We start from the raw sequence: 25,106 nt of genomic DNA on the forward strand, positions 1-25,106 counted from the left end.
TTTATATGATGCAAAATCTCACCGCTGATTTGCCCACAAAGCCTGCCCATAAGACCACTTTGCCTTTATTGGGTGGTGCTGATTTGAGTTTTTGGCTGTCTCATCTTGGCAAGCAGCGGCTAACCGTGATGATTACCAAAGATCAGCATGAGCTAAATCAGCTAGAAACAGAATTGGCATTTTTTGGCATCACTGCCAAAGTTTTTAGCGATTGGGAGATTTTGGCATACGATCAGTTATCCGTGCATCAAGACATCAGCTCCGAGCGGATTGCACTGCTGACCCAAATGCCAACAACGGGTATTTTGTTGGTGAGTATACAGACGCTGATGCAACGAATTGCACCAGCTGCTTGGCTAATTGGCAGGCATTTTGATTTGCAAGTTGGCGAGCGATTTGATATTGACAAGCAAAAACAACGGCTAAGTAAGGCAGGTTATATCCACACGGATAATGTCTTTGAACCCGGTGAATTTGCTGTGCGTGGCAGCATTGTTGATATCTTTGCGATTGGGCAAAGTTTGCCGTTTCGCCTTGATTTATTTGATGATGAAATTGAATCCATCAAGTTTTTTGATCCGCAAACACAGCGAACCATTGATGATAATAAATTAGCAGAACTAAAAAAACAATCTTGGGAAAATAGCGAAATTGCCAACTGGCAACTGCCCAAGACTGCAAGCGTTGAGCGAATGCGTCTGTTGCCTGCACGAGAATTTCCGCTAATCGAAGGGCGTGAATTATTTCGTCAGAATTTTGCCAGTATCTTTGAGACGGTCAGTGCCAGAAAGGTTGAACTGTTTAATGATGTAATGGCTGGCATTGCAGCACAGGGGGTGGAATATTATGCACCGCTGTTTTTTGATATTGATCAATGGCTAAGCACGGGCAGTTTGTTCTCTTATTTGCCACAAGATACGCTGATTGTCAGCCATGCCAATACGGCAGAGCAACATGAGCGTTTTTGGCAACAAATCCAATCTCGCTATCATGCACGAGCTCATGATAAACAGCTGCCAATTTTGCCACCTGATTATTTATTTTTGCCAAATAATGAATTTCATCAAGCATTAAAATCTTATGCACGCATTGTCATTGATACATCGCAACAAGCTGCCATAGAGCAAGCCGACTACGCACAAAGTAGCCAACCAAAACTTGGCGATATGCAGATTGTGCCGCCACCAACTTTGCTTATCAATCATCAGGCGGCAGAGCCACTTGTAGAACTGCTTGACTTTATTAAGACCAATCAGGCAGCCACATTGATTGTTGCCGAAAGTGCTGGTCGCCGTGAGATTATTTTAGAATTACTAAAAGGTAAAATCGATACCGAACTGGTTGATAATTATCAAGATTTTATTAATAAAAAAGATAGATTTTATACAAATAAAGTTGCCATCAGCGTTTCTGTCATTGAGCGAGGTTTGTGGTTGCAAGGTGATGATAGCATCTGCATCATTAGTGAGACGCAAATTTTTGGTCGGCAGGTATTGCAGGCACGCCGTCGTCGCCAATCCAGTGTTTCGCAAGATTTTTTGGTCAAATCAGTAACCGAGCTGACCGAAGGTGCTTTGGTGGTGCATTTGGAGCATGGCATCGGTCGTTATCAGGGGCTGGTAGTGCTTGATGTTGGCGAGGGTGAGCAAGAATTTATTCATCTAAAATACGCCGATGATGCCAATATTTATGTGCCAATTACCAATTTGGCGTTGATTGGGCGTTATAGCGGTACAGATTCGCAAGCGGTTGCTTTGTCAAAAATTGGCTCGGGTAAATGGGAGAAATCCAAACAAAAAACCTTAGAGCAGATTTATGATGTTGCCGCTGAGCTGTTAAACACCCAAGCCAGACGCAATGCCAGATCTGGTATCAGTTTTGACATTGACATGGCTCAATACGAGCTGTTTGTCAGTGGTTTTGCCTTTGAAGAAACGCCAGATCAAACCGAAGCGATACAGGCGGTAATTCATGATATGAAGCAATCCAAACCAATGGATAGGCTTATTTGTGGTGATGTTGGCTTTGGTAAGACAGAGGTGGCAATGCGTGCGGCGTTTATTGCCGTGCAGGCAGGCTATCAAGTGGCGGTTCTTGTGCCTACCACGCTGCTTGCAGGGCAGCATGAGGACAGTTTTTTGAGCAGATTTGCTGATTGGCCAATTAAAATTGAAAGTCTTTCGCGATTTGGTAATAAAAAACACCACGAAAAAGTCATCAAAGGTCTGGCAGAAGGCGTGGTGGATATTGTCATCGGCACGCATAAGTTGATTCAGGACGATGTTAAATTTAAGCGTCTAGGCTTGATGATTATTGATGAAGAGCATCGTTTTGGCGTGCGGCACAAAGAGCGAATCAAGGCATTGCAAAGCAATATTGACAGTCTATCTATGACAGCAACGCCCATTCCTCGCACGCTGAATATGGCATTGTCTGGTATGCAGGATATTTCTATCATTGCCACACCGCCTGCCAGACGCTTGCCCATCAAGACTTTTTTGTTGCCAAAATCAGACAGTACAATTGTTGATGCGATTTTGCGTGAGATTTTGCGTGGTGGGCAAGTGTATTATCTGCACAATGATGTTGCCAGCATCGAGGCGGCAGCGGATAGCTTGCGAGAGCTGGTGGGGCAGGCTCGCGTTGCGGTGGCACATGGACAGATGAATGAGACAGAGCTGTCGATGGTGATGAGCGATTTTTATCACAAAAAATTCAATGTCTTGGTTGCAAGCACCATCATCGAAACAGGCATTGATGTACCAAATGCCAACACCATCATCATTCACCGAGCGGATAAATTTGGTATCGCTCAGCTGCATCAGTTGCGAGGTCGTGTCGGACGCAGTCATCATCAAGCCTACTGTTATCTGCTTGTGCCTTCGCTAAAAGGACTAAGTGCAGATGCCAAAAAACGCCTTGATGCCATCACTCGTGCCAATACTCTGGGTGCAGGATTTATGCTGGCTTCAGAGGATTTGGAAATTCGTGGTGCTGGCGAAATCTTGGGCAAGGAACAAAGTGGCAATATGCAAACCATTGGCTTTGGGCTATACATGGATATGCTTGAGCGTGCAACCAAGGCCATCAAGCAGGGCAAAACACCAAGCCTTGCCACGCCACTGGACTTAATCAGCGAAATTGACATTCATGCTTCGGCACTGATTCCCGAGAGCTATTTGGCTGATGTGCATGAGCGGTTGTTATTTTATAAAAAAATCAGTAGCTTAGATGATATCGCAGCACTGATTGCTGTGCGTACCGAGATGATTGACCGATTTGGTGCCTTGCCTGTTGCCACCCAGAATTTATTTGCTGTGCATCGCATTCGCATTCGCAGTAAGGCGTTGGGCATTGCTAAGATTGACGCAACAGACAGGGTTATTACCATCTTGTTTCGCCCTGATACTTTGGTTGATGGTCTGGCGATTATTAAGCTGATTCAATCTGGCGATGGCTATCGTATGCTTGGCGAAACGACAATCCGCCATCAAAGCCCATCGGTGATGGACACGCAAGCACGCCTTGACAAAATCCATGAGCTGCTTTTGTATTTTGAGGCAAATACTGTTCGCTTAGCCAGTTAAAAAGGGCGGTGTCAGGCTTAGGCAGATAGCTGTGTTTAATTAAAATATATTATTAATTATTATAAAAACTCAAGTACAGACTTAAGGCGAGCAAGCAACCATAAGGCAGATACTCTTAGAACCAATCCTCCAGCAAAAAAACACGCCCTCTGACCTGTGGTGGCTTGGTCTTGGCAGGGCGGTTTTTTTGTGGCAGCTGGTTGCTACCTTGTGATTGCAAAGGCGTAATGACTGGCTGTGGCTCATTGAGTTTAATCGGCAATGGGCTTGGTGCTAATTGGATATTTTGACAAGCAGTCAAAGACAGTGCCGCCAAAATCAGCCCAAGTCGCAACCACAAATGCTGATATTGCATGGGTTATTTTGACCACACTGGATCACGCACAACGCCTGTGGTTGGCAGTGTCTGCACGGCATTGTTGGACAATGAACGAATCATCAGCTGACTTTGGTTGCCTTGATTGACAGCGTAGACAATGCGGCTGCCCGATGGCGAAAAACTGGCGGCGGTTTCTGTGCCTGCGACAGCAAAGCTTTGCAGCGTCTTGCCTTGTTGATTGGCAATGATGATACGGCCTGCGGCAGTGTAGATGATTTTTGAGCCATCAGCACTAACGCGGGGGTTGCTGCCACGGGCGACAAGCTGGGTGCTTTTGCCTGTGGCAAAGTCGTATTTTTGCAAACTTTGGCTGCGAGTGCCATGATCTGCGGTATAAACAAACCCTGCACCATCGGGCAAATAACTGGGAGAGTTTTCTGCTCCTGACAAGCTGGTCAGTTTCTCAAGGCTGTTTGCTGCCAAATTCAGCCGATAAATGTTGGGATTGTTTGCCTCATGACTGCCCGAAAAAATCAAACTGCCCCCATCTGGCGAAAAACTTGGTGCTAAATTATGCCCCCAAAATGGCGTAACCATTTGCACCTGATTGTTATCCAGTGAACGCACATAGATCACAGGCAGGGCGTTTTTGCTTTGTACACTATAGGCGATATAACGGCCATCTGGCGAAAAACTTGGTGTCATGATTGAACCATTAACCGTATCAAGCGTTGCCAAATTTTTACCACTCATGTCCACAAGTTTTAGCATGGAGGTTTTGTTGCTTGGCAAGCCTGTTTCTTCAACAAAGGCAATTTTGCCGACCAAATCTGATGGCTTGCCTGTGATGCTTTGATAAATTTTATCGCTGATTTGAGCATAAGAGGCTGCCAAGGCGGTGCTGTTATTCTCACTGACTTGGGTCTGTTTGGCACCAACCGAGCCTGTGGTGGTATCAACCAACTGATAGCTGATGGCAAGTTTATTGGCTGGCATGGTGTGCGTTTGCACCAGCACCACTTGACGAAATCCTTGATTACGCCAAGTGCTAAGATTATTGACAATATCGGTAGCATTGGTGGTGTTTTGTGGCAGATTTTGTGCTGTTGCTCCAAGCCCTGCAAGCGTCAGATTGTCGGTAATGCGTCCTGCATCAGCAAATGGCATGACCGCCACAGGGTAGCGACTTTCTTGTACTTGGCGAGTAACCACGATCACTTCATCTTGTGCCATGGCAACTGATGGTATCAGGCTGATAAATAGTGTCAGTGGCAAAATACGAATTGTTGGCATATTGGCTTTCCTATCAATTGTTAAATTCATGGCTCATTGGGCGTGCTGATTAATTGCTCGGTAACAAATTGCAGCTTGATATTATCCCTTAGTCCTGCAAGCTCACTAAAGGGTGCAGCGGCGTATACCGCAGCTTCAATGGATTCTTTTAAATCAGGATGTCCGCCCCCATAAATGATGGCTGTTACATTGCCATTGCCATCAATATTCACCTGAAAGCTGATGCTTTGATTGGGCTGGGCTGGATATCTTTTCCAGATGGTTTCGATGCGGTTTTTGACAGCGGTCAATGCGGCATTGATTTGAGCCTTGTCTGGTGTACTGGTTGTTGTTGTGCTGCCAATTGTCGCCAACTCACTGGTATCGCTTGGAGGATTGTTGGTGTCAAGTGTAGGATAATCATCAAAACTTGGCGTGGAACTTGCCAGCTCTTGATACGCTTCAGCTGGCTTGGTGGATTGGTAGGCTTGGCGATGATAAGTTTGGGCAGTCATCAGTGCCATGTCAGAAGGGGTTATTTGCGTGGTTTGGCTGGTTTTTTTGGGCTGGGCTTGTAATAGAGCGTCTTTGGCAGCGGCAAAATCAGCCTGACTTGCCAGCACGGTTGTCATGGCGGCTGGCTGCTGTGGCGGCATTATCGATGATAAGCTGAGTGCAAAGATAGCAAGCCCATGCACCAGCACACTTGCCACAATGGGCAGTGCCACAGTGCGTTTTTGTTCATTGGCGGGCGTAGACAAATACGGCTTCATGACAATCTACTTGGTGGGTTTTGTTTCGCTTAATAAGCTCACTTGGCTAATGCCTGCCTGCTGAATGCGTGCCATGACAGCCATGATTTGACTGTAAGGGTTGCGTGCATCAGCATTTAGCATGACTTGCAGCTCGTTATTTTCGGCATATAATTGACGCAATAATCCATCAAGTGCCACAAGATCCATCGGCTCGTCAATGGCGTTTTTGTGGCTGACATACAATGTGCCATCGGCTTGTAGACTGATGATGACGGGCAAATCCGACTGCTTAATGGATTTGGTATTCTCAGCAGGCAAAGAGATTTCAACCCCTGTGGTCATCATCGGTGCCGTTACCATAAAAATCACAAGTAGCACCAGCATGACATCAATATACGGCACAACATTCATCTGGCTATTGAGCGATTTTTGTGTGCGAGTGAAGCGATGCCTAGCCATGATAAGACCCTTGTGTGCTTGACTCTTGGGCGGTGTCGGTATATCGTGCCGCCTTGGTAAAAGCTACCAGCAGTGTCGCCAACAAACCTTCGGCAAATAAACTACGGCGTTCGTAGATGGCATTGGCTTTGGCGGTAAAATGGTTAAATGCAAGACTGGCAGGAATGGCGGCAAATAAACCAAGTGCAGTTGCAATCAATGCCTCAGCAATGCTTGGTGCGACAACGGCAAGGCTGAGCGAATCTGCCTGACCTAATCCAATAAAGGCGTTCATAATCCCCCAAACCGTGCCAAATAAGCCAATATATGGCGACACCGAAGCGATGCTGGCAAGGGTTGCCAAGCCAGACTCAAGCGATGCCTGCTGATTGCCCAGTTGTTGGTGCAATCGTCTTTGCAGCACCTCAACATGGGTATTGGGCGGCAGGCTATTATCACGCTGGCTCATGATGTCATAAAAAATCGCCTCAAGCCCCGTCCGCTCATTTTCTCTTTGTACCACAGCCAACTGCTTATCAAGACTGTCCGTCCAAAACCACGCCTCAAAGCGTTCATCAAAGCGTGCCACGCCGCCAATTCTGATAAACAGTTGAAAAATAATCACCCAGCTGACAACGGATAAAATAAGCAGTAATGCCATCACCAGTTTGACAACAAGGCTGGCTTGCAACACAAGGCCGATGAGATTGATGGATTCATTCATACAAAAACTTAACTTGCAATTATGATAAATACTCATCATTATAGCATAAGTTTGGCAAACATAACCATGACCCAACAGGCTGTCTGCGGTTATTTTTATCAAAAAATTGCACCTTGTGTGGATTTTATTTACAATGGACAGCCAAAGGCGATACTTGCAATCAAAAATCCAACAAAAGCACGAAATACACAACAAATGACCATACACATGACAACACACACCCAGCAAAATGACAATAAACACAAAGAAAATCTGCCTGTTTTGGCAAAAGATCGGTATTTTTTGACACAATTACAAAAACAAATCCGCAGCTCATCTGGTGAAGAAAAACTAAAAAATGAGCAACGATACAATGAAATAAAAACACGCTCAACGCTTGCTGTTGCCAAGCGTATTGACAGCCTGCCTTGGAATTTGTGGGATAAGCTAAATGCAGATTTGCCCGTCAGTGGTCAAGCCAAAGAGCTGATTGATGCCATTATCTCTCATCAGGTTGTTATCATCGCAGGCGAGACAGGCTCTGGCAAAACCACTCAACTGCCAAAACTTGCCATGCTGGCAGGGCGTGGTATTACAGGGCAAATTGGGCATACACAGCCTAGACGCTTGGCAGCACGATCGGTGGCAGCACGCATTGCCGAAGAGCTTGGTGAAGAGCTTGGGCAGACGGTGAGTTTTAAGATTCGCTTCACAGAAGAAGGGGGAAAGCACTCACTTGTTAAGCTGATGACTGATGGTATTTTGTTGGCAGAGCTAAGCGAAGATCGTTTTTTGACCAATTATGACACCATCATCATAGACGAGGCTCACGAACGCAGCCTAAATATTGATTTTATCATGGGCTATCTAAAGCAGCTGCTGCCCAAAAGACCAGATCTAAAAGTCATCATCACCTCCGCCACGCTTGATACCGAGCGGTTTGCCTCTTATTTTTCGCATAATGGCAAGCCTGCACCTGTGTTTATTGTTGAAGGGCGTAGCTATCCTGTTGAGGTGCGTTATCGACCGCTGGTTGATGCCATCATTACCAGCCACGATGATGATGTGTTTGATGAGGCAGAGGACAGATTGCCCTATGTTTTAACTTCTGCTGTGGCAGAATGCTTTGATGATGCCAAAGCCAAAGGACACCCAGATCAGGCTGATATTTTGATTTTTGCTGCAACAGAAGCCCAAATTCGCGAACTGCAAGATATCTTAAGTGATTATGCACCTGCACACACCGAGATTTTGCCACTATTTGCTCGCCAAAGTGTCAGCGAGCAACAGCGGATTTTTTCGCCAGCTGGCAAGGGTCGCCGCATCATCATCGCCACCAATGTTGCCGAAACCGCCTTAACCGTGCCAAATATTCGCTATGTGATTGATTTAGGCTTTGCACGCATTTCACGCTACAACTACCGCTCACGCGTGCAGCGACTGCCCATTGAGGCAATCAGTCAAGCTGCTGCCGATCAGCGAAAAGGGCGTTGTGGACGAATTGCAGCAGGTGTGTGCATTCGCTTGTATTCTAAGGAGGATTTTGACAGTCGCCCCAAATTTACCGAGCCTGAAATTTTGCGAACCAATTTGGCCTCGGTCATTCTACAGATGCAGCGGCTAAAACTTGGCGACCCAAGCTCTTTTGGTTTTATTACACCGCCTGATTTGCGATTGATTAATGACGGTCGTAAGTTATTGATAGAGCTGGGTGCGTTTGAGGAATCTTCCTACACCAAAACTCGTGCCAAAAAGGGGTTGAAACAGCACGACAAACTGACCAAAATCGGTCAGCAAATGGCAAAAATGCCCATCGATCCACGCCTAGCTCGTATGCTGATTGCTGGCGATATGTTTGATTGCTTGGCGGATATGCTGGTGATTGTTTCGGCACTTGCTGTGCAAGATGTGCGTGAAAGACCTGCCAGCAAACAAACCCAAGCCGACCAAAAACACGCCTTATTCCGTTGTGATGATTCGGATTTTTTGTTTTATTTACAATTATTTGCAGCATTATTTGACAAGCACCCAACCAATGATAATCAGCCGCTTAGCAGCAACGCACGCCGCAATTTTGCCAAAAAACACTACCTAAGCCATGCCCGCATTCGTGAATGGCACAAGACCCATCAGCAGCTAAGTCAGATGATGGCACAGTTGGGATTTTTGATTGAAAAACCCACAGCAAACGCCGATGCACCAAACAAAGACATCAGCAAAAAGGGCGTGCGATTGTCATTAAAAGCAATCAGTAGCACGAAAAATACCGCCCATCAAGGGCAGGCACACCCCAATTATGCCAATATTCACCGTGCTTTATTGACAGGTTTGCTGTCTTTTGTGGCACACAAAACCGATACCGCTGGCGAATATCTGATGGCACGCAGCCAAAAAGCACGCATATTCCCTGCCAGTATTTTGCACAAAAAAGGTACCGAATGGCTCATGGCATTTGAGGTGGTGGAGACCTCGCAGGTGTATTTACGCACGGTGGCAAAAATTGAGCCAGAATGGATTATCAAAGCCGCCCCCAACTTATTAAAATATCATTATTTTGAACCGCATTGGTCAAAAAAAGCAGGGCGGGTGCGTGCGTATGCCCAAATCAGCTTATTTGGACTAATTGTTGTTGCCAAAGAGTTGGTTAATTATGAACAAATTGACCCAACCCAAGCTCGCGAGATTTTTATCCAAGATGCATTGGTTGCCAATCAATACGGTATTTATATCAAATTTTTGTCAGACAATATCAATAAAATCAAACAGATACAAAGAATAGAGGATAAGCTACGCCGCCGTGATTTGTTGGTTGATGAAGAGGCTTTGTATCAGTTTTATGACAGTAAAATTCCCAAACACATTGCCAGCCGCAAGAGTTTTGAGGAATTTTATCACGAAGCAGAGAATCAATCACCGAATTTTTTGCACTTTAGCGATGAAGATTTGCTAAATGAAACAATTAATGAAAATAATCAATTTCCAGAAAGTTGGCATCTAGGCGGTGTCAGATTGCCACTGTCTTATGTCTTTGACCCAAGTGCTGACAATGACGGTGTTACGGTGCGTGTGCCAGTCAAGGCATTGGCGCAGCTGGATTCTGTGGCACTGCTTTGGGGGATTGCAGGGTGGCGATATGAGCTGGTGTTGCAGTTATTAAAGACACTGCCCAAAGAAATCCGCCGTCAAATTGTACCAATTCCTGACACTTGCCAAAAGATTTTTGACAAATTAGACAGCAGTAGCCAGGCGGGGCTGCTCACCCAGTTGAGCAATGCCTTGATGACGCTTGGTGTGCGTACTGAGCCTCAGGATTTTTGCCCTGATAAAGTAGATGATTATCTGCGACCGCTTATTTGTGTGGTTGATGACAAAAACCGCGTCATTGAACAAAGTCGCGATTTGCTCCGCCTGCAAGCTCGCCATCGAGCAACCACCAGCAAAAGCATCACGATTGAGGCTGGGCTGCACCAACAATTCCCTGCACATTTTGATTTTGTCAAAAATACCCATGCATCAGGCATTGTTATGCAGCAGTTTTCTGCATTGCAGCCAGACAAACTGGGCAATGCAACCTTTATTGCCACTTTTACCGAGATTGGTGCTGCATTAAATACGCACCAAAAAGGCGTGATAACTTTGATTAAATCAAAATTGGGTGCCAAGCAAAAACAGCTGACAGGGCAAATTGATAAGGCCTTTAAACTTGCCTTTGCACCGCTTGGAGATTTAGAAAAACTAAAAAATATTGTCGTTGATGCCACCTTGCAGGCTTGTCTGTATCAGCACGCTCATAACTTTGAAAAACAGTCGGTGGATTTGGCAACCGAGCAAGCACGGCAGGCTGTTTTTGGACTGATTAATGACAAAAACGCATGGCAGTTGGCTCATTTGCCCTTAAGCGAGCAAGAATTTTTGCTCACTCAAGCCACTGTTTTGCAGCATTTTTTGGCAACTGGGCAAGAGGTATTAAAAATCCTCAAAGACATTTATAGCACATGGCAGCTGGTGCGTGGCAAATTGCTGATGCTTGATGGCGAAATTTTTGCTGAAAATATTGAAGATATTGAAGATCAGCTTGATGATTTGTATTTGGCTGACTTTGTTTATCGCACAGAATATCGCTATTGGCAACATTATCCACGATACCTGCAGGCGTTAAATATACGCATGGATCGTCTGCTGCACAATCTGGAGGCGGATTTGGACGGCGTGTATTTGCTTGATGTGCATATGGAGCGTCTGGCTCAATATGCCAACAATCCACAATATGCCGAATATCGCTGGCTGGTTGAGGAATATCGCATTAATCTTTTTGCCCAGCCGATGAAAACACTTTCGGCAGTTTCTGAAAAGCGGCTAGAAAAAATATGGGCAACGCTTAATAAGGCATGATTTGGCGATATTTATTAAATTTTTATTAATAATGTGATTTATTGTATCGCCAATTTATTTTTGATAAGGTGCGTGTTGCCAATTATTATTGCAATGACAAAAATTTCATTGTAATTATAATGAAATTACAAAAATAGGCAACACAAGGTATTGGCATGGCTGGGTTTATCATTTGGCAGACGGTTCATAACAGTTTGGCTTGCCATCATCAATATCAAGCCAATCAGCCTGTGAATTTTACTCATGACTGCCTTGATGACAAATCGGCGATGGTTGCGGTGATGATAAAAAATAAATGTGCCGTCAAAGCCGACTTTAATTTAATCGCTTAAAAATCTCCAAAGCGTTTATAATCTGCTGTCTTAGCCGATTGCTTATACTTCGCATAATATATATTATGTTAAATGATATGACAAAAACACACCATGCCTAAGATGATAAGTTTTTATTAGCCAAATGAATGCTTGATATTTTTTGCAAAGGCTTGCAGGTTTGAGTTGATATTGCTTATATCAACTGGCGGCAAAGCCAACATTGCCACCAGTTTGCCCATCAACCAAATCGTCAAATTATTTGACAAAGGCATTGCAGCTCTCACGGTGCTGAGATACTTTTTACCCAGTCAAATAGCTCTTGCAAATCATAATCGCCACTGTGTCCTCGTCCCCATGGCAAGGCAAAATCCACCACTTTATCTTCCTTATCAAGTTTTAATGCCATCAGTGCAGAGATTGCCAAAGCTGTATCACGGTCATTTTCTCCGTGTCGGATGCGATAATATTTGGTTTTGGACTGAAAATTCATCGGATTCATCATATAAACCGTGCGTGAATCTGCCTTGCTGGCACCCAAAACTGTGCTATTTGCCATCGAAAAATCGGTAAAATGCTTTTTTGCAACTTGCTGATCGCCGAACAGATTATTTTCCGCTGTTGAAAGGTCAATGCCATCAAACGCAGGCGTGGTTTTTTGCCGTCCGACAAATTTGGCATATGCAGCAAAATCAGCAGCAACCACCCTACCGTTTGTTATTGTTAGCCATGTCTGGTCGGACAAATCCTCGCCACGATTTATCGCCTCTTGTGCTGACTGCATGAGCAAGCCTTCGATATGGCGTTTAAAACTGCCATTGCCATCTGCGTCCAAAGTTAGCTTAACGCCTTGTTTATTATATAGATTTAGACTGTTGATATAAGGGATAAATGCTTGTTTTAATTCATCTGATAGCTTGATTTGTTCGCTGGTTTGTACACCATTGATTAATTTTCGTTCAATGCGATAATCAACATTCTCAATGGAGATTTTTTGATAATCATTCACTCCGTTAAATTGCCATTCATAAGCCATGTCAGCGTGTTCCAAATTGGCAATCGGACAATATGCCGATACAGCAAAAATCGTATCATCAGCGGTGGCAGCACCAAGCTGTTGTAAATAGGGTTCAAATTCAGGAGCGTTACCACTGGTGCCAAGTAATGCCGACAAAGCACCGCCTGCCGATGTGCCATTACTGATGATTTTGTTGGCATCGCCTGCCATCTGCTTGTCATTGGCCTTTAAATAACGCACAGCAGCCTTCAAATCTACAATGGCTGCAGGAGCTCGGCCTGTTGATTCGGTACGGCCACGAGCCCCTGCACTGGCAACCACATAGCCTTTTGATAGAGCAACCATCATTGCATTGGGTGAGCCGCTGCGTTTATCCAACTCTGGTCGCCCTGCGATTGCAGGCATATAGCCACCAACTTGATTGGCTAGGAAAATTGGGGCAGTTTCGGCGGTAAAGCCATCTATGCTTTCGTCCTGAAAATACGCTTCGGGGATGTAAATATTCATAAATTGATAACGCGTATCAACAGGGTTTAGTACATAAACAATATTCTCAAAAGCACGATAGCGAACCGTTTGCCCCTCAAGCTCAAATTGCTGCACGCTGCCTGATTGTTTGGCAAAATCCAAATCGGCAGGTGCTGGCAATCTTGTCAATTCCGACCGTTGTCGCTTGTCCATGTCAGCTGCATTAGAAGGGGTTTGATTGCCGACATTGACACACGCTGCCAGCGATAATGCCATCGTCATTGCACAAAGACATATTGGCTTTTTCATATATTTCTCCCAGTCTTGATGATTGCCAGCTTATTAATACAGCACAGCTTGGCAACAAATTGTTATTTTATAACAATATCAAATTTTTGTACAAGGATTTGTCCAGAATGCTGACGATTTTGCCAACCCACCTGATGAGCGATAAAATTGGATAGGTAAGTCTGTAAAAAAAGGTCGGCAAAAGTTACCGACCTTTTGTCTTGCAAGCATTAATCGCTTTCAATCACTTGGTACAAATCAGGGGTGAAAACGACACCTTCAACGGCGTTATCCTTCAAAGTGGCACGCATATTGGCTGTGGCTTTTTTAAAGTCCTCCGCCGAACGCCATACCGCAACATTAATCAGATGAAATTTGCCGTTGGGGTTTAGGTTGCGGTGCAAGCGTGTGCTGATGTAGCCGTCTTGGGTTTTTAGAAAATCCCGTGATTTCTGCCACGATGCCAAAGCCGCCTGTTCTTTGCCTTTTGGCACTTCAAAGGTGTTAATCAGCACCACTTGATTGCTTGTTTGTTGCACTGCCGTGGTCGGCTTGGTAGCACAAGCAGTCAGGGCGACACCTGCCAAAAGCGTCAAGGCAGCGTTTTTAATTACTTTTTTCATTTTGTACTCCTTTGGTTGAAAACTAACAATGTTGCTATTGGTTAATTTCTTGAACATCTTATCCAAGGTTATTATTTCTTTCTAATGCCCATACCGTCTTTGATGGAAAGCACCATCAGGGTCAAATTCACCGCCCCTGCCAGCAATTCCAAACCTTGCACGAAATAAAAATAACCGTCAAAAGCCCCAAGATTTGCTTTGTAACACAAATAAAATGCCGATGGCAGCAAAATCAATAAACCGTTTGCCGCTATAATCGGCATTCGTTTTTTCTTGGCGACAATTTTGGCGTGTTTAGATTTTCCGCCCATTTTAAAGCCTGTCGCCCCAGTAACCGCCATCGCAATGATGAGCAGAAACACAGCATAGGAAATGGCATTTTTAACCGTTACAACCACGCTTTGCGACAAAAACAGTTCGCTGATGAGCGTACTGCCCCAGAAGCTTGCAATGAGCAGCGTGGCACAAATGGCGGCAATTTTATGAATGGTGCGTAAAGTATCGCGGTTCATGCTCTTTTCCTGAGTGATGAAATTTATTAAAATAAATAGCAAGCTATTAAACTGAAAACAGTATATCATGCTATACTTTTAAATAGCAAGCTATTTTTTACAAATATGTGATATAATTGCTATCTTATTGATTTTGGAGAATTTTATGCAACCACACATTTCCGCTGGTTATCTGGTAAACCATCTGGCACGGCAATTTGCTATTTTATTAGCCAAAGACTTAGAGCCTTTGGGGATTAGCCCTGCTCAATTTCCCATCTTACTCACCCTTTGGGAAAAGGACGGACTCAGCCAAAATGAATTGGTTGAAATCGCCGATCTTAGACAGGCAACTATTGCGAACACATTGGCAAGAATGGAACGAGATGGGCTGATTGAACGAAAAGCACACCCAAGTGATGCCCGTAGCCGATTGATTTTTTTGAGTGAAAAAGCCAAAAATTTGCAGGAACAAGCCACCCAAATCGCCAAAAATATCAATGCTGGGGCATTGTCGGTATTAACTGATGATGAACAAGCAATGTTTATCCTGATGATGAACAAGGTGATGGCACAACAAAAACGAATGATTGCACAAAAGCCTTAATGCTTACTCATATATTTGGCAAAATTATTAAAAATAATTAATATTAAATTTTATAAATAATAAAGATAATAAATATGGATAATTTTTAATTAATTAACTAATTATCCATATTTATTAAATATTAAAGCCTTAAACATCCTTTGGCGACACCCCAAAATAGCGTTTATATTCTCGGCTGAATTGGCTCGGGCTTTCGTAGCCGACTTGAAAGGCAACTTCGGCGATGGCGTGGTTTTGCTGCTCAATCAGCCGCTTGGCGGTGAGTAAGCGGTGCGATTTTTGATATTGCAGGGGCGAAAGGTGAGTGAGCTGTTTGAAATGGGCGTGAAAGCCCGACACCGACATTCCCGCCTGTTTTGCCAGATCTTCAATGCGTAATTTTTCGGCAAAATGTTGCTCGATCCATTGTGCCGATTGGGCGATCCGCTGGGTTTGACTGCCCTCGCTCACCAGCTCACGAAGCCCCTGCCCCTGCTCGCTTTTGAGCAAAGTGTAGTAAATCTGCTGTTGAATGAGCGGAGCGAGAAAATCAATGTCTTCTGGATTTTTGAGCAAGTCAATCAGGCGTTCAAAATGCCCAAAGAGGGTTTCTTCCAACTGCCATTGCAAAAAAGCGGTCGGATTTTTGCCCTGTTTTGCAAGGTTTGGCACGCGGGGTAAAATCTGGGCGACCATCAGCAAATCGATCTTCATCGTCAGCATTAAATAGGGTTTTTCCTTGCTCGCCTGCACCACTTCCACCGAAAACGGCACATTGACAGGGCAGAACATAAAATGCTTGTCGCCGAAAATCGTGCATTGATCACCGACACAAATTTTGCGTTCTCCTTGCAACACAATGCAAATGCGTGGATCAAGCACGGCGGTTTGAACGGGCGTGGGGTGATCGGCGTGTTGCACCACCAGCCCAGAAATGGCGGTTTGCCAAACCTGATTAGGTGGCACAAGCGGTAATAATTTATCAATGATTTGCATATTTGGAGAATTGGGCAATTATTTTGGAGAAATAATATACCATATTTTATCAAAAAATCGCTAAAATAATCGCCAAGATATATCTGGAGCTGACAATGAGTAAACTTTTTCAAGCCTACACCCTAAACAATGGAGTCGAAATTAAAAATCGCCTTGTGGTTGCCCCGATGACCCACTTAGTGTCCAACCCAGACGGCACGATCAGCGAGCAAGAGCGTCAATTTTTGGCGAACCGCGCCAGTGATATGGGGATGTTCATCACGGCGGCGACCTTAGTTTCTGCCAATGGCAAAGCCTTTTACGGACAGCCTGAGGTGATTGGCGAGTGGCATTTAGCCAGCCTGCATGAAACCGCCAAAATCCTGCAAGATCAAGGCACCAAAGCCATTTTGCAAATCCATCACGGCGGTGTTTGTGCTATCAAAGATTTGCTTGGCGGGCAAGATCTCATCGCCGCCTCTGATCACGCTGAAAGTGGGGCAAGAGCCGCCAGCGAGTCAGAAATTCAGCAGTTGATTGACGCTTTTGCCAATGCGACCCTTGCGATTCGAGCTGGATTTGACGGCGTGGAAATTCACGGGGCGAACGGTTATTTGATTCAACAATTTTTCTCCGCCCAAACCAACCAACGCACCGACCAATGGGGCGGTAGCCTTGAAAATCGCTTGCGTTTTCCGCTTGCGGTGGTTGATGCGGTAACAAAAGTCAAGGCTCGCCACAGTAAACCTGAATTCATTATCGGCTACCGATTTTCACCCGAAGAGTCAGGCGAGCAAGGTTTAACGATGACGGACACTTTTGCCCTGCTTGACGCATTACTCACAAAACCGCTGCAATATCTGCATATTTCGCTGCGGGATTTCACCAAAAAAGCACGCCGTGGGGCGGATACTTCCCTCACCCGAATGCAGCTGGTTCATCAGCATATTAACGGTCGTTTACCGCTGATTGGCGTGGGTAATCTTATTTCAGGCAGGCAAATTCGTGAGGCTTTCCAAACGGGCTGGGCGGAGTTTGTTGCCCTCGGCAAAACCGTGATGCTAAACCCAAATGTGGCGACCCTGCTCAAAGAGAATCGTGATAGTGAGATCATCACCGAACTAGACCCAACCCAAGCGGATCAATATGGTATTCCTGATGTGCTGTGGGGATACTGCCAACAAGGCGAGGCTTGGTTGCCACCGCTTAAAGGGGCAGACTGGCAACCGATGGATATCTAAACCAAGCCCACTGTGATGGACGCAGGTTGATTTGATGACTCAAAATCTACAAATACAACAAAAGCACCGTTTGAATATCAACTCAAACGGTGCTTTTAATTTAACTTCCCATCACTTTTTGAATATCAGTAAACACTTGCTTGGATTCTGGTGCGATGGTCGCCCCCATAAAAACATGGAACGCCTTTTCAAAAATATGTAAATGACAAACCGTCCCTGCTTGCTTGGCTTTTTCGGCAAAGCGTTTGGCATCGGCAATAAAAATATCATAAGTGCCTTGATAAATATGCAAATCTGGCAAATCATTTAATTCATCATAAATTGGACTAACTTGTGGGTCTGTGGTTGGGCGAGTGCCTGCCCATACTTGTCCGCACCAAATCAGTCCGCCTTTGTCAAGCATGGGGTCATTTGGAGCAACTTCATCAATTGCAGGGTTGGTCATTGTGGCATCAAGCCAAGGCGAGAATAAAAACACCGCTTTGGGCTTTGGTTTATTTTGCTTGCGAAGCTCAATTGCCAATGCCATCGCCAATCCGCCCCCTGCCGAATCCCCTGCCAAATAAATATCAGCGGTTTTTGCACTGTCATAACAAGCAAGCACAAAGGGCAATTCGCTGTCTATCGTGGCGTGTGGAGCAAGGCGGTAAATCGGCACAATCACGCTTGCCGCTGTTTTGTCAATAAGGGCTTGAATAATCCACCAATGAGCAATCTGCAAATCACCAACATACGCCCCACCGTGTAGATAAATGATGGTTTTGGTTGGTGTTTTGTTTTTGGGCGTTAGGCTGATAACTTGGCGTTCGTGCAGGTATTGCACTTTCACATCACATGATTTTTTTAGCGAATTGGTTAAATCGGCTCGGGGTGTGGCAAATTGGATTTCGTGCTGAATGCTTGCGGCGGTGTGAAGCATAGAGGAATTCAGTGAAAATGCTTTGTGTAATACATTTAAAATCAAAGACATAATCATCTCCTTTGTTAAATTAACACCAAAAAACGATATATGCTATTTTCTTAGGGCGTGGTTTTATCATAAACCAAACGCCATTTCCACCGCTCACTTCAGAGTAGTTTTATCAATTTTTACCCGTGCTGACATTCCGATGCTGATATCTTTGATAAAATCTTGACCTTTGTCAAATTCAATTTTGACAGGAATTCGTTGGGCGATTTTAATAAAATTACCAGTGCTGGGGTCGGTCTTGGCACTGCTAAACTCTGATCCTGTGGCGGGGGCGATTTGCACCACTTTGCCTGTCAGCACGGTTTTGCCGCCCAATGCGTCAATCTCAATTTGGGCGGTATTTCCCACGGCAATGCTGGCAATTTCGGTTTCTTTGATATTGGCAATCAGCCAATGCTCTGGCGGAACCACGCTCATCAATGCCGTTCCTACCGAAACCAGCTGTCCTTGTTTGACGGAAATTTCACCCAAGCGTCCGCTTGTAGGGGCTTTAATCAAGGTTTGCGACAATTCCAGTTCGGCAAGGTTTAGCCCTGCTTTGGCGTTGTCAATAGCGACAAGGTTGCTTTGTTCGTTCACACCCACATTGGCAATTTCTTGTTCGGCATTTTTCTTTTGGGCTTGGGCTTGCTGCAAGCCAGCTTCGGCTTTTTGTACATTGGTTTTGGCGTTGTCGTATTCTTGGCGAGAGACGGCATTCATTTTGACCAGCTCGCTCATTCGGTTAAACTGGACTTTGGCATTGTCCAAGGTCGCTTTGGCAGAGGCGATGTTGGCGTCCATCACCGCCACATTGGCAACCGCTGAATTGTTCGCTTGCTTGATTTTTTGCAGGCTGACTTCTTGAGCTTTAACCCCTGCTTGGGCTTGGGCAAGTTTCATCTCATATTGGTCGGTTTCAATTTGCACAAGCGGCTGCCCCTGCTCCACCCATTCGTAATCTTGCACCATGATTTCTTTGACATAGCCTGCCACTTTGGGGCTGACCACAACAGGCTTGCCACGCACATAGGCATTGTCGGTTTCAACGAATTTGGGCATAAAGGGCGGTAATTGATAAGCATACAAAATCCCAAATACCCCTGCCAAAACCAGCCCTAATATCAATATTCTGCCCAAAACAGATTGTTTTTTGGGTTGCCACTGGGCTTGTTTTGGCGGAGTGTTTTGTGCTGTGTCGCTGGCATTGTTTGCTTCTGTATTGCTGTCAGGGCGGTTTGTGCCGTCCGTTTCATTTTTGTTGATTTGTTCGCTCATTATTTAACTCACTTTTTACTTGGGTTTATTGCTTCTAGGGCGACCATTTCATTTGCCAATACATTAATACCACGCACACGCCGATATAGCCAAGCAAACAAGCTAATTACAAAACTTGTCCCTGCACACAAAAAAATCAAATAAAACAAATCATTATAAGCAAGCACAGTTGCTTCTAGATTGGCTTGTCTTATCAAGTTCGGCAGCAGATTGGCAGGCGTGTCGGTCAGCTGCTGGCTAATATTGGCATAATGCTCACGGGTTTTGTAAGTAATAAAATAACCAAATACCGCTGACCCCAAAAGTGCCCCCAAAGTTTGCGATACCGCAAACACAGCAATAAAACTAACAATATAATCGGTACTCTTTGCCATTGCTCGCACCATACCTTCTAGCATGACAGGACCGGCAAAATAAAAAGACGAAAACGCCAAAATTGCCTGACTGATATAGAAATACGACACAGGCGTTTGGCTGCTGACCCCAATGTCCAGATAAGACCCCAAGGCAATGCCAAACAATGCCACGACAATCGGGCGGCGAATGTCTTTAATGTCCAATCTGATTACTGACAACACTATCCCTGCCACCGATGACAAGCCAATAATGGTGTAATAAGTGATCAGTTGGCTGGTGGTTAAGCCCAATGCTTGCAAAAATCCGTTTGCTCCTGTGCCTTGTTCAGCGGTAAATACTCTGGTCAAAAACGAAATTATCAAAAACATCAGCATATTGCGACCCAATGCCCACCGCCAGTCTATTAAGGGCTTGGCACGGTTTAATTCGATCAACATCATCAAACCAATCGCAAGCACTGCCAAAGCCAGCAGATAGCCAAGCCAATCGGTTGTCCACCACACAATCTGCCCTTGGATCAAAAACGCACACAGCAGTGCTATACCGACGGTATATAAGACAAAACTTAGCACATCACGCCACGACAAGCTTTTTTGTTCCAATGTGGGCGGTAAGCGTAAAGCAAGCACACAAGCGGTTGCCAGAGCGGTTATCGCCCCTTGAAACACAAACACTGCCTGCATATTACCATCATCAAATAAATTGGGCGTAATGATAAGTGCTAAAGTTGCCGCAACCTGCATTAAGCCTGACAAAATCACAATCAGGGCAACTTTTGCCATGCCTGCCACCGATAACATTGCATACAACACACCCAGCGTAAACAAGCCGCTTGTTCCCATGCCCATCATCAGCCGTGCGATAATTTCCACTTCATAACTGCGAAAAAATACCTGCAACACATTGCTTGCCAGCACCAACAGCAAAGTCCATCGTATAAATTTTGCCAAACCAAAATGCGGACGGATTTTAAAAAACAAAATGCTCGCCGTGGTATAGGTCATAAAATAGGCAAGCGTTACCCAGCCACCTTCTTGCAAGGTCAAGCCAAGTTCGCCACGCAAATTGGCAATGTTTGCCGTCATTAGACCATTTTGTAGCCCCGCTGCCACCGCCAAGAAAAAACCCGTCAAGCCATACAGCAGACGGCGTTTGCCCGACATATCAGGCGTAGCTGGCGAACCTGCCATCATCGGCAATTCGTGAGGCTTAAAAATATAACCGTTGTCTTGAAGCATCATAAAAAGTATGTATCAAATTTCGTTCATTATAAAATAAAATGCCAAAAATCATTGCCAATTTGTGTTAAAATATTTGCCTAATTGCCCTAAATTAAGAAAATTTCTCATGCTTGATATCAATGCTTGGCAAGAATACTCATCGTCTCAAGCCTACCAAATAAACGAGATCTTGCCCCATTTACGCACAGGCATAATCCAAGCAGACGGCATTTGGCGACGCCGCCACCCTACCATTGGCTTGTTATGGGTACAGCAAGGCAAATTGAATGCCAAAGACGAACAAGACAGTGTTCATCTTTCCGAAGGCTTATATTTATCAACGGTGCAACACCCTATTATGGTGCAAGTCCCAACCGACAGCGATATTGCCAAGATTCTGATGTATCGTTTGGATTTTGTGGCATTGGCACAGTATCATAAGTTTGCCATTTTTAATGAGCAGCACTTGCCGTTTAAGATTATGCCTGTTGATGATGGGAGGATTTGTCCATTGTTACAAAGGCTGGCAGATTTGCCTGATTGTCCTTATGATAGACAGGCTTTGTTACCACTTTGGCATTCTGAACTGCATTACCATCTGGTAAGAACATTGGCAGGCAGTCGTTTATGCCATCAGATTTTTTCCAATAAAAATACCCAAAATCTAATGCAGATTGTGGCGTATATACAGGATAATTTTTGCCTACCCATTAATTTTGACACGCTGGCACAGAAGTATGGCATCAGTCGCAGCGTGCTTTACCAAAAATTTAAAACCTTGACAGGCACAAGCCCTTTGCAATATCAAAAGCAGCTGCGGTTAAATTGCGCCAAAAATTTACTCATTGACAAAAAACTATCCATCAAAGAGACGGCGTATTGGGTGGGGTATGAGAGCATCAGTCAGTTTAGCAGAGAATATAAGCGATATTTTGGGGTTAATCCAAAGAAAGGGAAAGAAAGCAAGGGGGGGGGAGCGGTGAGATTTTAAATCCCGCCCTACCCCTCTCTTGCCGCACAGAGGATTTATTCCGTTGGGGGGAGTGTCGGGCAATCCCACCGCCCACCTTTCAATCAACCTATCGGCTTTGTTTAAACAGCCACTCACGGGCAGGGGAAAGTTTGTAAGCATAATCAAACGAGTACATATGCTCGCCGTGGGTGTTGCCTTGTGGCACAACGGTGTTTGGCGTGAAGCGGATAAAGTTGGCGGATTGGTTTTCAGCCAGCATTTTGGCAACCGCTTGATTTTGCTCGGCTTGTGGCAGTTTGGCGGAAAATTTGGTTTCGGCAATTTGCACGCCGTTTTTGTTCATCAATTCAATCACTTCTTTCATACCGACCGAGGCTTTCGGGTCGGTGGCGGAGACGGTGTAGATGAATTTGGCACGGGTCAAAGGCTCTAGCACATTGATGTCCCACTGGCTGCCGACAAACATTGAAGCGGCAAATAAATCTGGCTCAATGCTGTTCAAATAAAACGAGATCATACCGCCCATAGATTGCCCTGTGGTGTAGAGGCGTTTGCTGTCAATCGGGTATTTTTTGGCGATTTCACGCACCAAATTCGGGGTAACTTTGACTTGGTCGCTGGTTTGCCAATCATCGCTGGTGGCTTTGGTGTCGTAGGCAGGCACCAGCACAAATGCTGGATTTTTGGCTTGGCTTTCCTCGGTTGCCCAAATAATACCGCCCCAGCCCTGCATTAGCGGTGCTTTCGCCCCTTTGCCAGCGGTGGACGCGTCCGCAATAAACATTACCAACGGATATTTTTTATTTGGGTCAAGATTTTTCGGTGTGTAGAGATTGTAGGTGATTTTCACGCCCGATTTATCCACAAATTCAAACACTTGAAATTTAGGAGCGATAATTTCACGCATTTTCAGCAATTCGCTGTCGTAAGATTTGTCGGCACCGCCATATTGGGTATCCCACGCAGGATTGGTCTGGCTGACGGTTTGCGTTGGTGCGTTTTGCGGTGCGGTTTGGCAAGCGGTTAAAAACACGCCACAAATGGCGAAAGCAAGTAGGGATTTTTTCATCATCATACTCCAATTATTGGCTAAAATTACTGTTCAGAAAATGGGGCAAAGCCCAGCTGCTCGGCTTGTGCCAGCTGACCTTTATCAATCGTATAAATATTGACGCTGCCCGTTGCACCGCCGCACACGGCAGGATAAGCTCGATTAAGCTGCCCCTTACGCATTTGATAAACCACGATATTTTGTAGCTGACTTCGCATTTGCTCGGGCGAAATGCCACCGCCACCACACTGCACCGATTCATCGCTTTTGTAAATGTCCATGCGTGCACTGTTTAAATTAGGGTTTTGTGATTGGCAAGCGGTCAAAAATACACCACATATTGCCAACAAAAATAAGGATTTTTTCATTTACAAGATCTCTAAAATCAAACAAATTTAAAATGAAACATTCAATCTTTTCAACGCATCCATCGCAGGCTGGCTGACATGGTCGCCCCTTTGAGCAGATTTTTTATACCACGCAATCGCTTGATTTAAATCCGATTTTGTTCCAATACCATTTTCATAGCAGTAGCCCAACCAATATTGCGAAGTGATGTCGCCATTTTTACTGGCTTGTTTAAAGTTATCAAAGGCTCGTCTTTCATCTTTTGCCACGCCTTGACCGTTTAAATACATCAAGCCAATATAGCGTTTGGCTTTGATATGACCTGCTTTATCCGCTTGGTAAAATGTATTTAAGGCAGCCTGAAAATCTTTTTTATCATAAAAAGCAATCGCTTGATTGAGTAATTGACCTGCCTGCAATTTATCGGCGGTCATCACATCTTTGGCAGCCTTGCTCTGCATCAAAAGCCACTCGCGTGCAGGGGCAAGTTTGTAAGCATAATCAAAGGAGTACATATGCTCACCGCCTTTGCTTTCCGTATTATTGGCAGGCAGCACAGTACCTTTGTCAAAATAAACGATATTAATCGGACTGCCTTTGGCAAGCAGTGCCGACACTTGGGCATTTTGCTCGTTTTGCGGCAGTTTTGCCGACAAATTTATCTGTTCAAACGCCACTTGGTCGGCGTTTAACATTTGGGTCAATTCGCGATAAGTTTTTACCGCACCCAAATCGCCATCAGCAAGCGTAAAAATCCATTTGTTTTTTTCAAGCGGTTTTAACACATTGATATCCCATTTTGAGCCGACAAAATAAGAAGCTGCAAATAAATCAGGCTCTATGCTGTTGAAATAAAAGGAAATCATACCGCCCATAGATTGCCCTGTGGTATAAACCCGATTGGCATCGATAGGATAATCGGTAAGCGTTTTTTTGACCAAATCCAAAGTCATTGCCACTTCGGGGCGGGTCGTCCAATCATCATAAACCGCCTTTTCGCTAAAAGCTGGCACCAGCACAAAAGCAGGATTTTTGGCTTGGTTCTCATCGGTTGCCCAAATAATGCCGCCCCAGCCCTGCATCAACGGAGCTTTGATGCCCTTGCCAGCCGTGCTTGCGTCTGCCATAAATAGCACCAACGGATATTTTTTGTTCGGGTCAAGATTTTGGGGTGTGAATAAATTGTAGGCAAGCGTTTTGCCTGTTTTCAAATCTTTAAATTCAAGCTGTTGGAATTTTTTCGCCAATATTTCACGCTGTGCCAAAAGCTCGGTGTCGTAGGATTTGTCTGCACCGCCGTATAATTCCCTATCCCAAATGGTCGGCTGGGCAGCAGTATTATCTATGGCGACTGGCGTTTAGCAAGCGGTTAAAGTCGCCAAAAGAGCGGTGGTTAAAATGAGTTTTTTCATTGGCTTATCCTTGTTAAAATTGGGGGTATTTTAGCACAAATGAAAATGAGT

At 44.9% G+C, this 25,106-nt stretch carries 21 protein-coding genes; 6 read left to right on the forward strand and 15 right to left on the reverse strand.

All coding sequences use genetic code 11. The features are described from left to right. The first annotated feature begins 5 nt into the window (after nt 1-5). Complete coding sequence (mfd, locus tag EL162_RS06885; protein ID WP_126331023.1) at nt 6-3,587, forward strand: transcription-repair coupling factor; 3,582 nt, start codon at nt 6-8, stop codon at nt 3,585-3,587. Nucleotides 3,588-3,702: 115 nt separating this feature from the next. Here mfd and EL162_RS06890 read toward each other — a convergent pair whose 3' ends face one another. The 5 genes from EL162_RS06890 to EL162_RS06910 are packed head-to-tail and all read right to left on the reverse strand — an operon-like array spanning nt 3,703 to nt 7,095. Next, complete coding sequence (locus tag EL162_RS06890) at nt 3,703-3,942, reverse strand: hypothetical protein (RefSeq protein ID WP_126331025.1); 240 nt, start codon at nt 3,940-3,942, stop codon at nt 3,703-3,705. Between the two features lie 3 nt (nt 3,943-3,945). Continuing rightward, nucleotides 3,946-5,199, reverse strand: coding sequence for a beta-propeller domain-containing protein (locus EL162_RS06895; RefSeq protein WP_126331027.1), 1,254 nt, complete (start codon nt 5,197-5,199; stop codon nt 3,946-3,948). A gap of 26 nt (nt 5,200-5,225) precedes the next feature. Beyond that, nucleotides 5,226-5,951, reverse strand: a complete 726-nt coding sequence (locus tag EL162_RS06900; RefSeq protein WP_076555270.1) for a hypothetical protein — start codon at nt 5,949-5,951, stop codon at nt 5,226-5,228. Nucleotides 5,952-5,957: 6 nt separating this feature from the next. Beyond that, the gene (locus EL162_RS06905) at nt 5,958-6,392 is read right to left on the reverse strand and encodes an ExbD/TolR family protein (protein WP_375537531.1); all 435 of its coding nucleotides are present in this window, start codon (nt 6,390-6,392) and stop codon (nt 5,958-5,960) included. Continuing rightward, the gene (locus EL162_RS06910; protein ID WP_126331028.1) at nt 6,385-7,095 is read right to left on the reverse strand and encodes a MotA/TolQ/ExbB proton channel family protein; all 711 of its coding nucleotides are present in this window, start codon (nt 7,093-7,095) and stop codon (nt 6,385-6,387) included. The genes EL162_RS06905 and EL162_RS06910 overlap by 8 nt, the downstream gene beginning before the upstream one ends. 207 nt (nt 7,096-7,302) lie before the next feature. On the opposite strand from EL162_RS06910, the gene hrpA reads away from it, so the two are divergent. Both hrpA and EL162_RS10025 read left to right on the forward strand, forming a co-directional pair. Continuing rightward, complete coding sequence (gene hrpA / locus EL162_RS06915; protein WP_126331030.1) at nt 7,303-11,466, forward strand: ATP-dependent RNA helicase HrpA; 4,164 nt, start codon at nt 7,303-7,305, stop codon at nt 11,464-11,466. Nucleotides 11,467-11,621: 155 nt separating this feature from the next. Further along, nucleotides 11,622-11,798: a hypothetical protein gene (locus tag EL162_RS10025; RefSeq protein ID WP_158078472.1), complete on the forward strand. Its 177-nt coding sequence runs from the start codon at nt 11,622-11,624 to the stop codon at nt 11,796-11,798. A 262-nt stretch (nt 11,799-12,060) separates the two neighbouring features. Here EL162_RS10025 and EL162_RS06920 read toward each other — a convergent pair whose 3' ends face one another. The 3 genes from EL162_RS06920 to EL162_RS06930 form a co-directional block, all read right to left on the reverse strand. Continuing rightward, entirely contained in the window at nt 12,061-13,572 is a 1,512-nt protein-coding gene (locus EL162_RS06920; protein WP_126331033.1) for a subtype B tannase, read from the reverse strand. 209 nt (nt 13,573-13,781) lie between these two features. Next, entirely contained in the window at nt 13,782-14,174 is a 393-nt protein-coding gene (locus tag EL162_RS06925) for an antibiotic biosynthesis monooxygenase family protein (RefSeq protein WP_126331035.1), read from the reverse strand. 71 nt (nt 14,175-14,245) lie between these two features. Beyond that, nucleotides 14,246-14,686, reverse strand: coding sequence for a hypothetical protein (locus EL162_RS06930; RefSeq protein WP_126331037.1), 441 nt, complete (start codon nt 14,684-14,686; stop codon nt 14,246-14,248). Nucleotides 14,687-14,831: 145 nt separating this feature from the next. Between EL162_RS06930 and EL162_RS06935 the strand changes: the two genes are divergently transcribed. Then, on the forward strand, nt 14,832-15,272 hold the full coding sequence (locus EL162_RS06935) for a MarR family winged helix-turn-helix transcriptional regulator (protein WP_126331039.1): 441 nt from the start codon (nt 14,832-14,834) through the stop codon (nt 15,270-15,272). 129 nt (nt 15,273-15,401) lie between these two features. Here the strand turns inward: EL162_RS06935 and EL162_RS06940 are convergent, their stop codons facing one another. Beyond that, nucleotides 15,402-16,247, reverse strand: a complete 846-nt coding sequence (locus EL162_RS06940; RefSeq protein ID WP_126331041.1) for an AraC family transcriptional regulator — start codon at nt 16,245-16,247, stop codon at nt 15,402-15,404. Between the two features lie 95 nt (nt 16,248-16,342). Between EL162_RS06940 and EL162_RS06945 the strand changes: the two genes are divergently transcribed. After that, a complete protein-coding gene (locus EL162_RS06945; protein WP_126331042.1) occupies nt 16,343-17,467 on the forward strand; it encodes an NADH-dependent flavin oxidoreductase in 1,125 nt (374 codons plus the stop codon). 100 nt (nt 17,468-17,567) lie between these two features. Here EL162_RS06945 and EL162_RS06950 read toward each other — a convergent pair whose 3' ends face one another. Genes EL162_RS06950 through EL162_RS06960 form a run of 3 tightly spaced genes read right to left on the reverse strand, consistent with a single transcriptional unit; the run spans nt 17,568 to nt 21,292 of the window. Further along, entirely contained in the window at nt 17,568-18,476 is a 909-nt protein-coding gene (locus tag EL162_RS06950; RefSeq protein ID WP_259772348.1) for an alpha/beta hydrolase fold domain-containing protein, read from the reverse strand. A 54-nt stretch (nt 18,477-18,530) separates the two neighbouring features. Next, nucleotides 18,531-19,694: an HlyD family secretion protein gene (locus tag EL162_RS06955; RefSeq protein ID WP_126331045.1), complete on the reverse strand. Its 1,164-nt coding sequence runs from the start codon at nt 19,692-19,694 to the stop codon at nt 18,531-18,533. 8 nt (nt 19,695-19,702) lie between these two features. Then, nucleotides 19,703-21,292 (reverse strand): MFS transporter, encoded by a 1,590-nt coding sequence (locus EL162_RS06960; protein WP_126331047.1) that lies wholly within the window; start codon nt 21,290-21,292, stop codon nt 19,703-19,705. 106 nt (nt 21,293-21,398) lie between these two features. Between EL162_RS06960 and EL162_RS06965 the strand changes: the two genes are divergently transcribed. Continuing rightward, on the forward strand, nt 21,399-22,262 hold the full coding sequence (locus EL162_RS06965; RefSeq protein ID WP_126331049.1) for an AraC family transcriptional regulator: 864 nt from the start codon (nt 21,399-21,401) through the stop codon (nt 22,260-22,262). Nucleotides 22,263-22,350: 88 nt separating this feature from the next. Here the strand turns inward: EL162_RS06965 and EL162_RS06970 are convergent, their stop codons facing one another. The 3 genes from EL162_RS06970 to EL162_RS06980 are packed head-to-tail and all read right to left on the reverse strand — an operon-like array spanning nt 22,351 to nt 24,890. Beyond that, entirely contained in the window at nt 22,351-23,313 is a 963-nt protein-coding gene (locus EL162_RS06970; RefSeq protein WP_126331051.1) for a carboxylesterase family protein, read from the reverse strand. Nucleotides 23,314-23,339: 26 nt separating this feature from the next. Further along, on the reverse strand, nt 23,340-23,663 hold the full coding sequence (locus tag EL162_RS06975; protein WP_126331053.1) for a hypothetical protein: 324 nt from the start codon (nt 23,661-23,663) through the stop codon (nt 23,340-23,342). Between the two features lie 27 nt (nt 23,664-23,690). Further along, nucleotides 23,691-24,890: an alpha/beta hydrolase-fold protein gene (locus EL162_RS06980; protein ID WP_197718969.1), complete on the reverse strand. Its 1,200-nt coding sequence runs from the start codon at nt 24,888-24,890 to the stop codon at nt 23,691-23,693. Between the last annotated feature and the right edge of the window lie 216 nt (nt 24,891-25,106).

It is taken from the genome of Moraxella cuniculi (genome assembly GCF_900637105.1).
Classification (GTDB): Bacteria; Pseudomonadota; Gammaproteobacteria; order Pseudomonadales; family Moraxellaceae; genus Moraxella; species Moraxella cuniculi.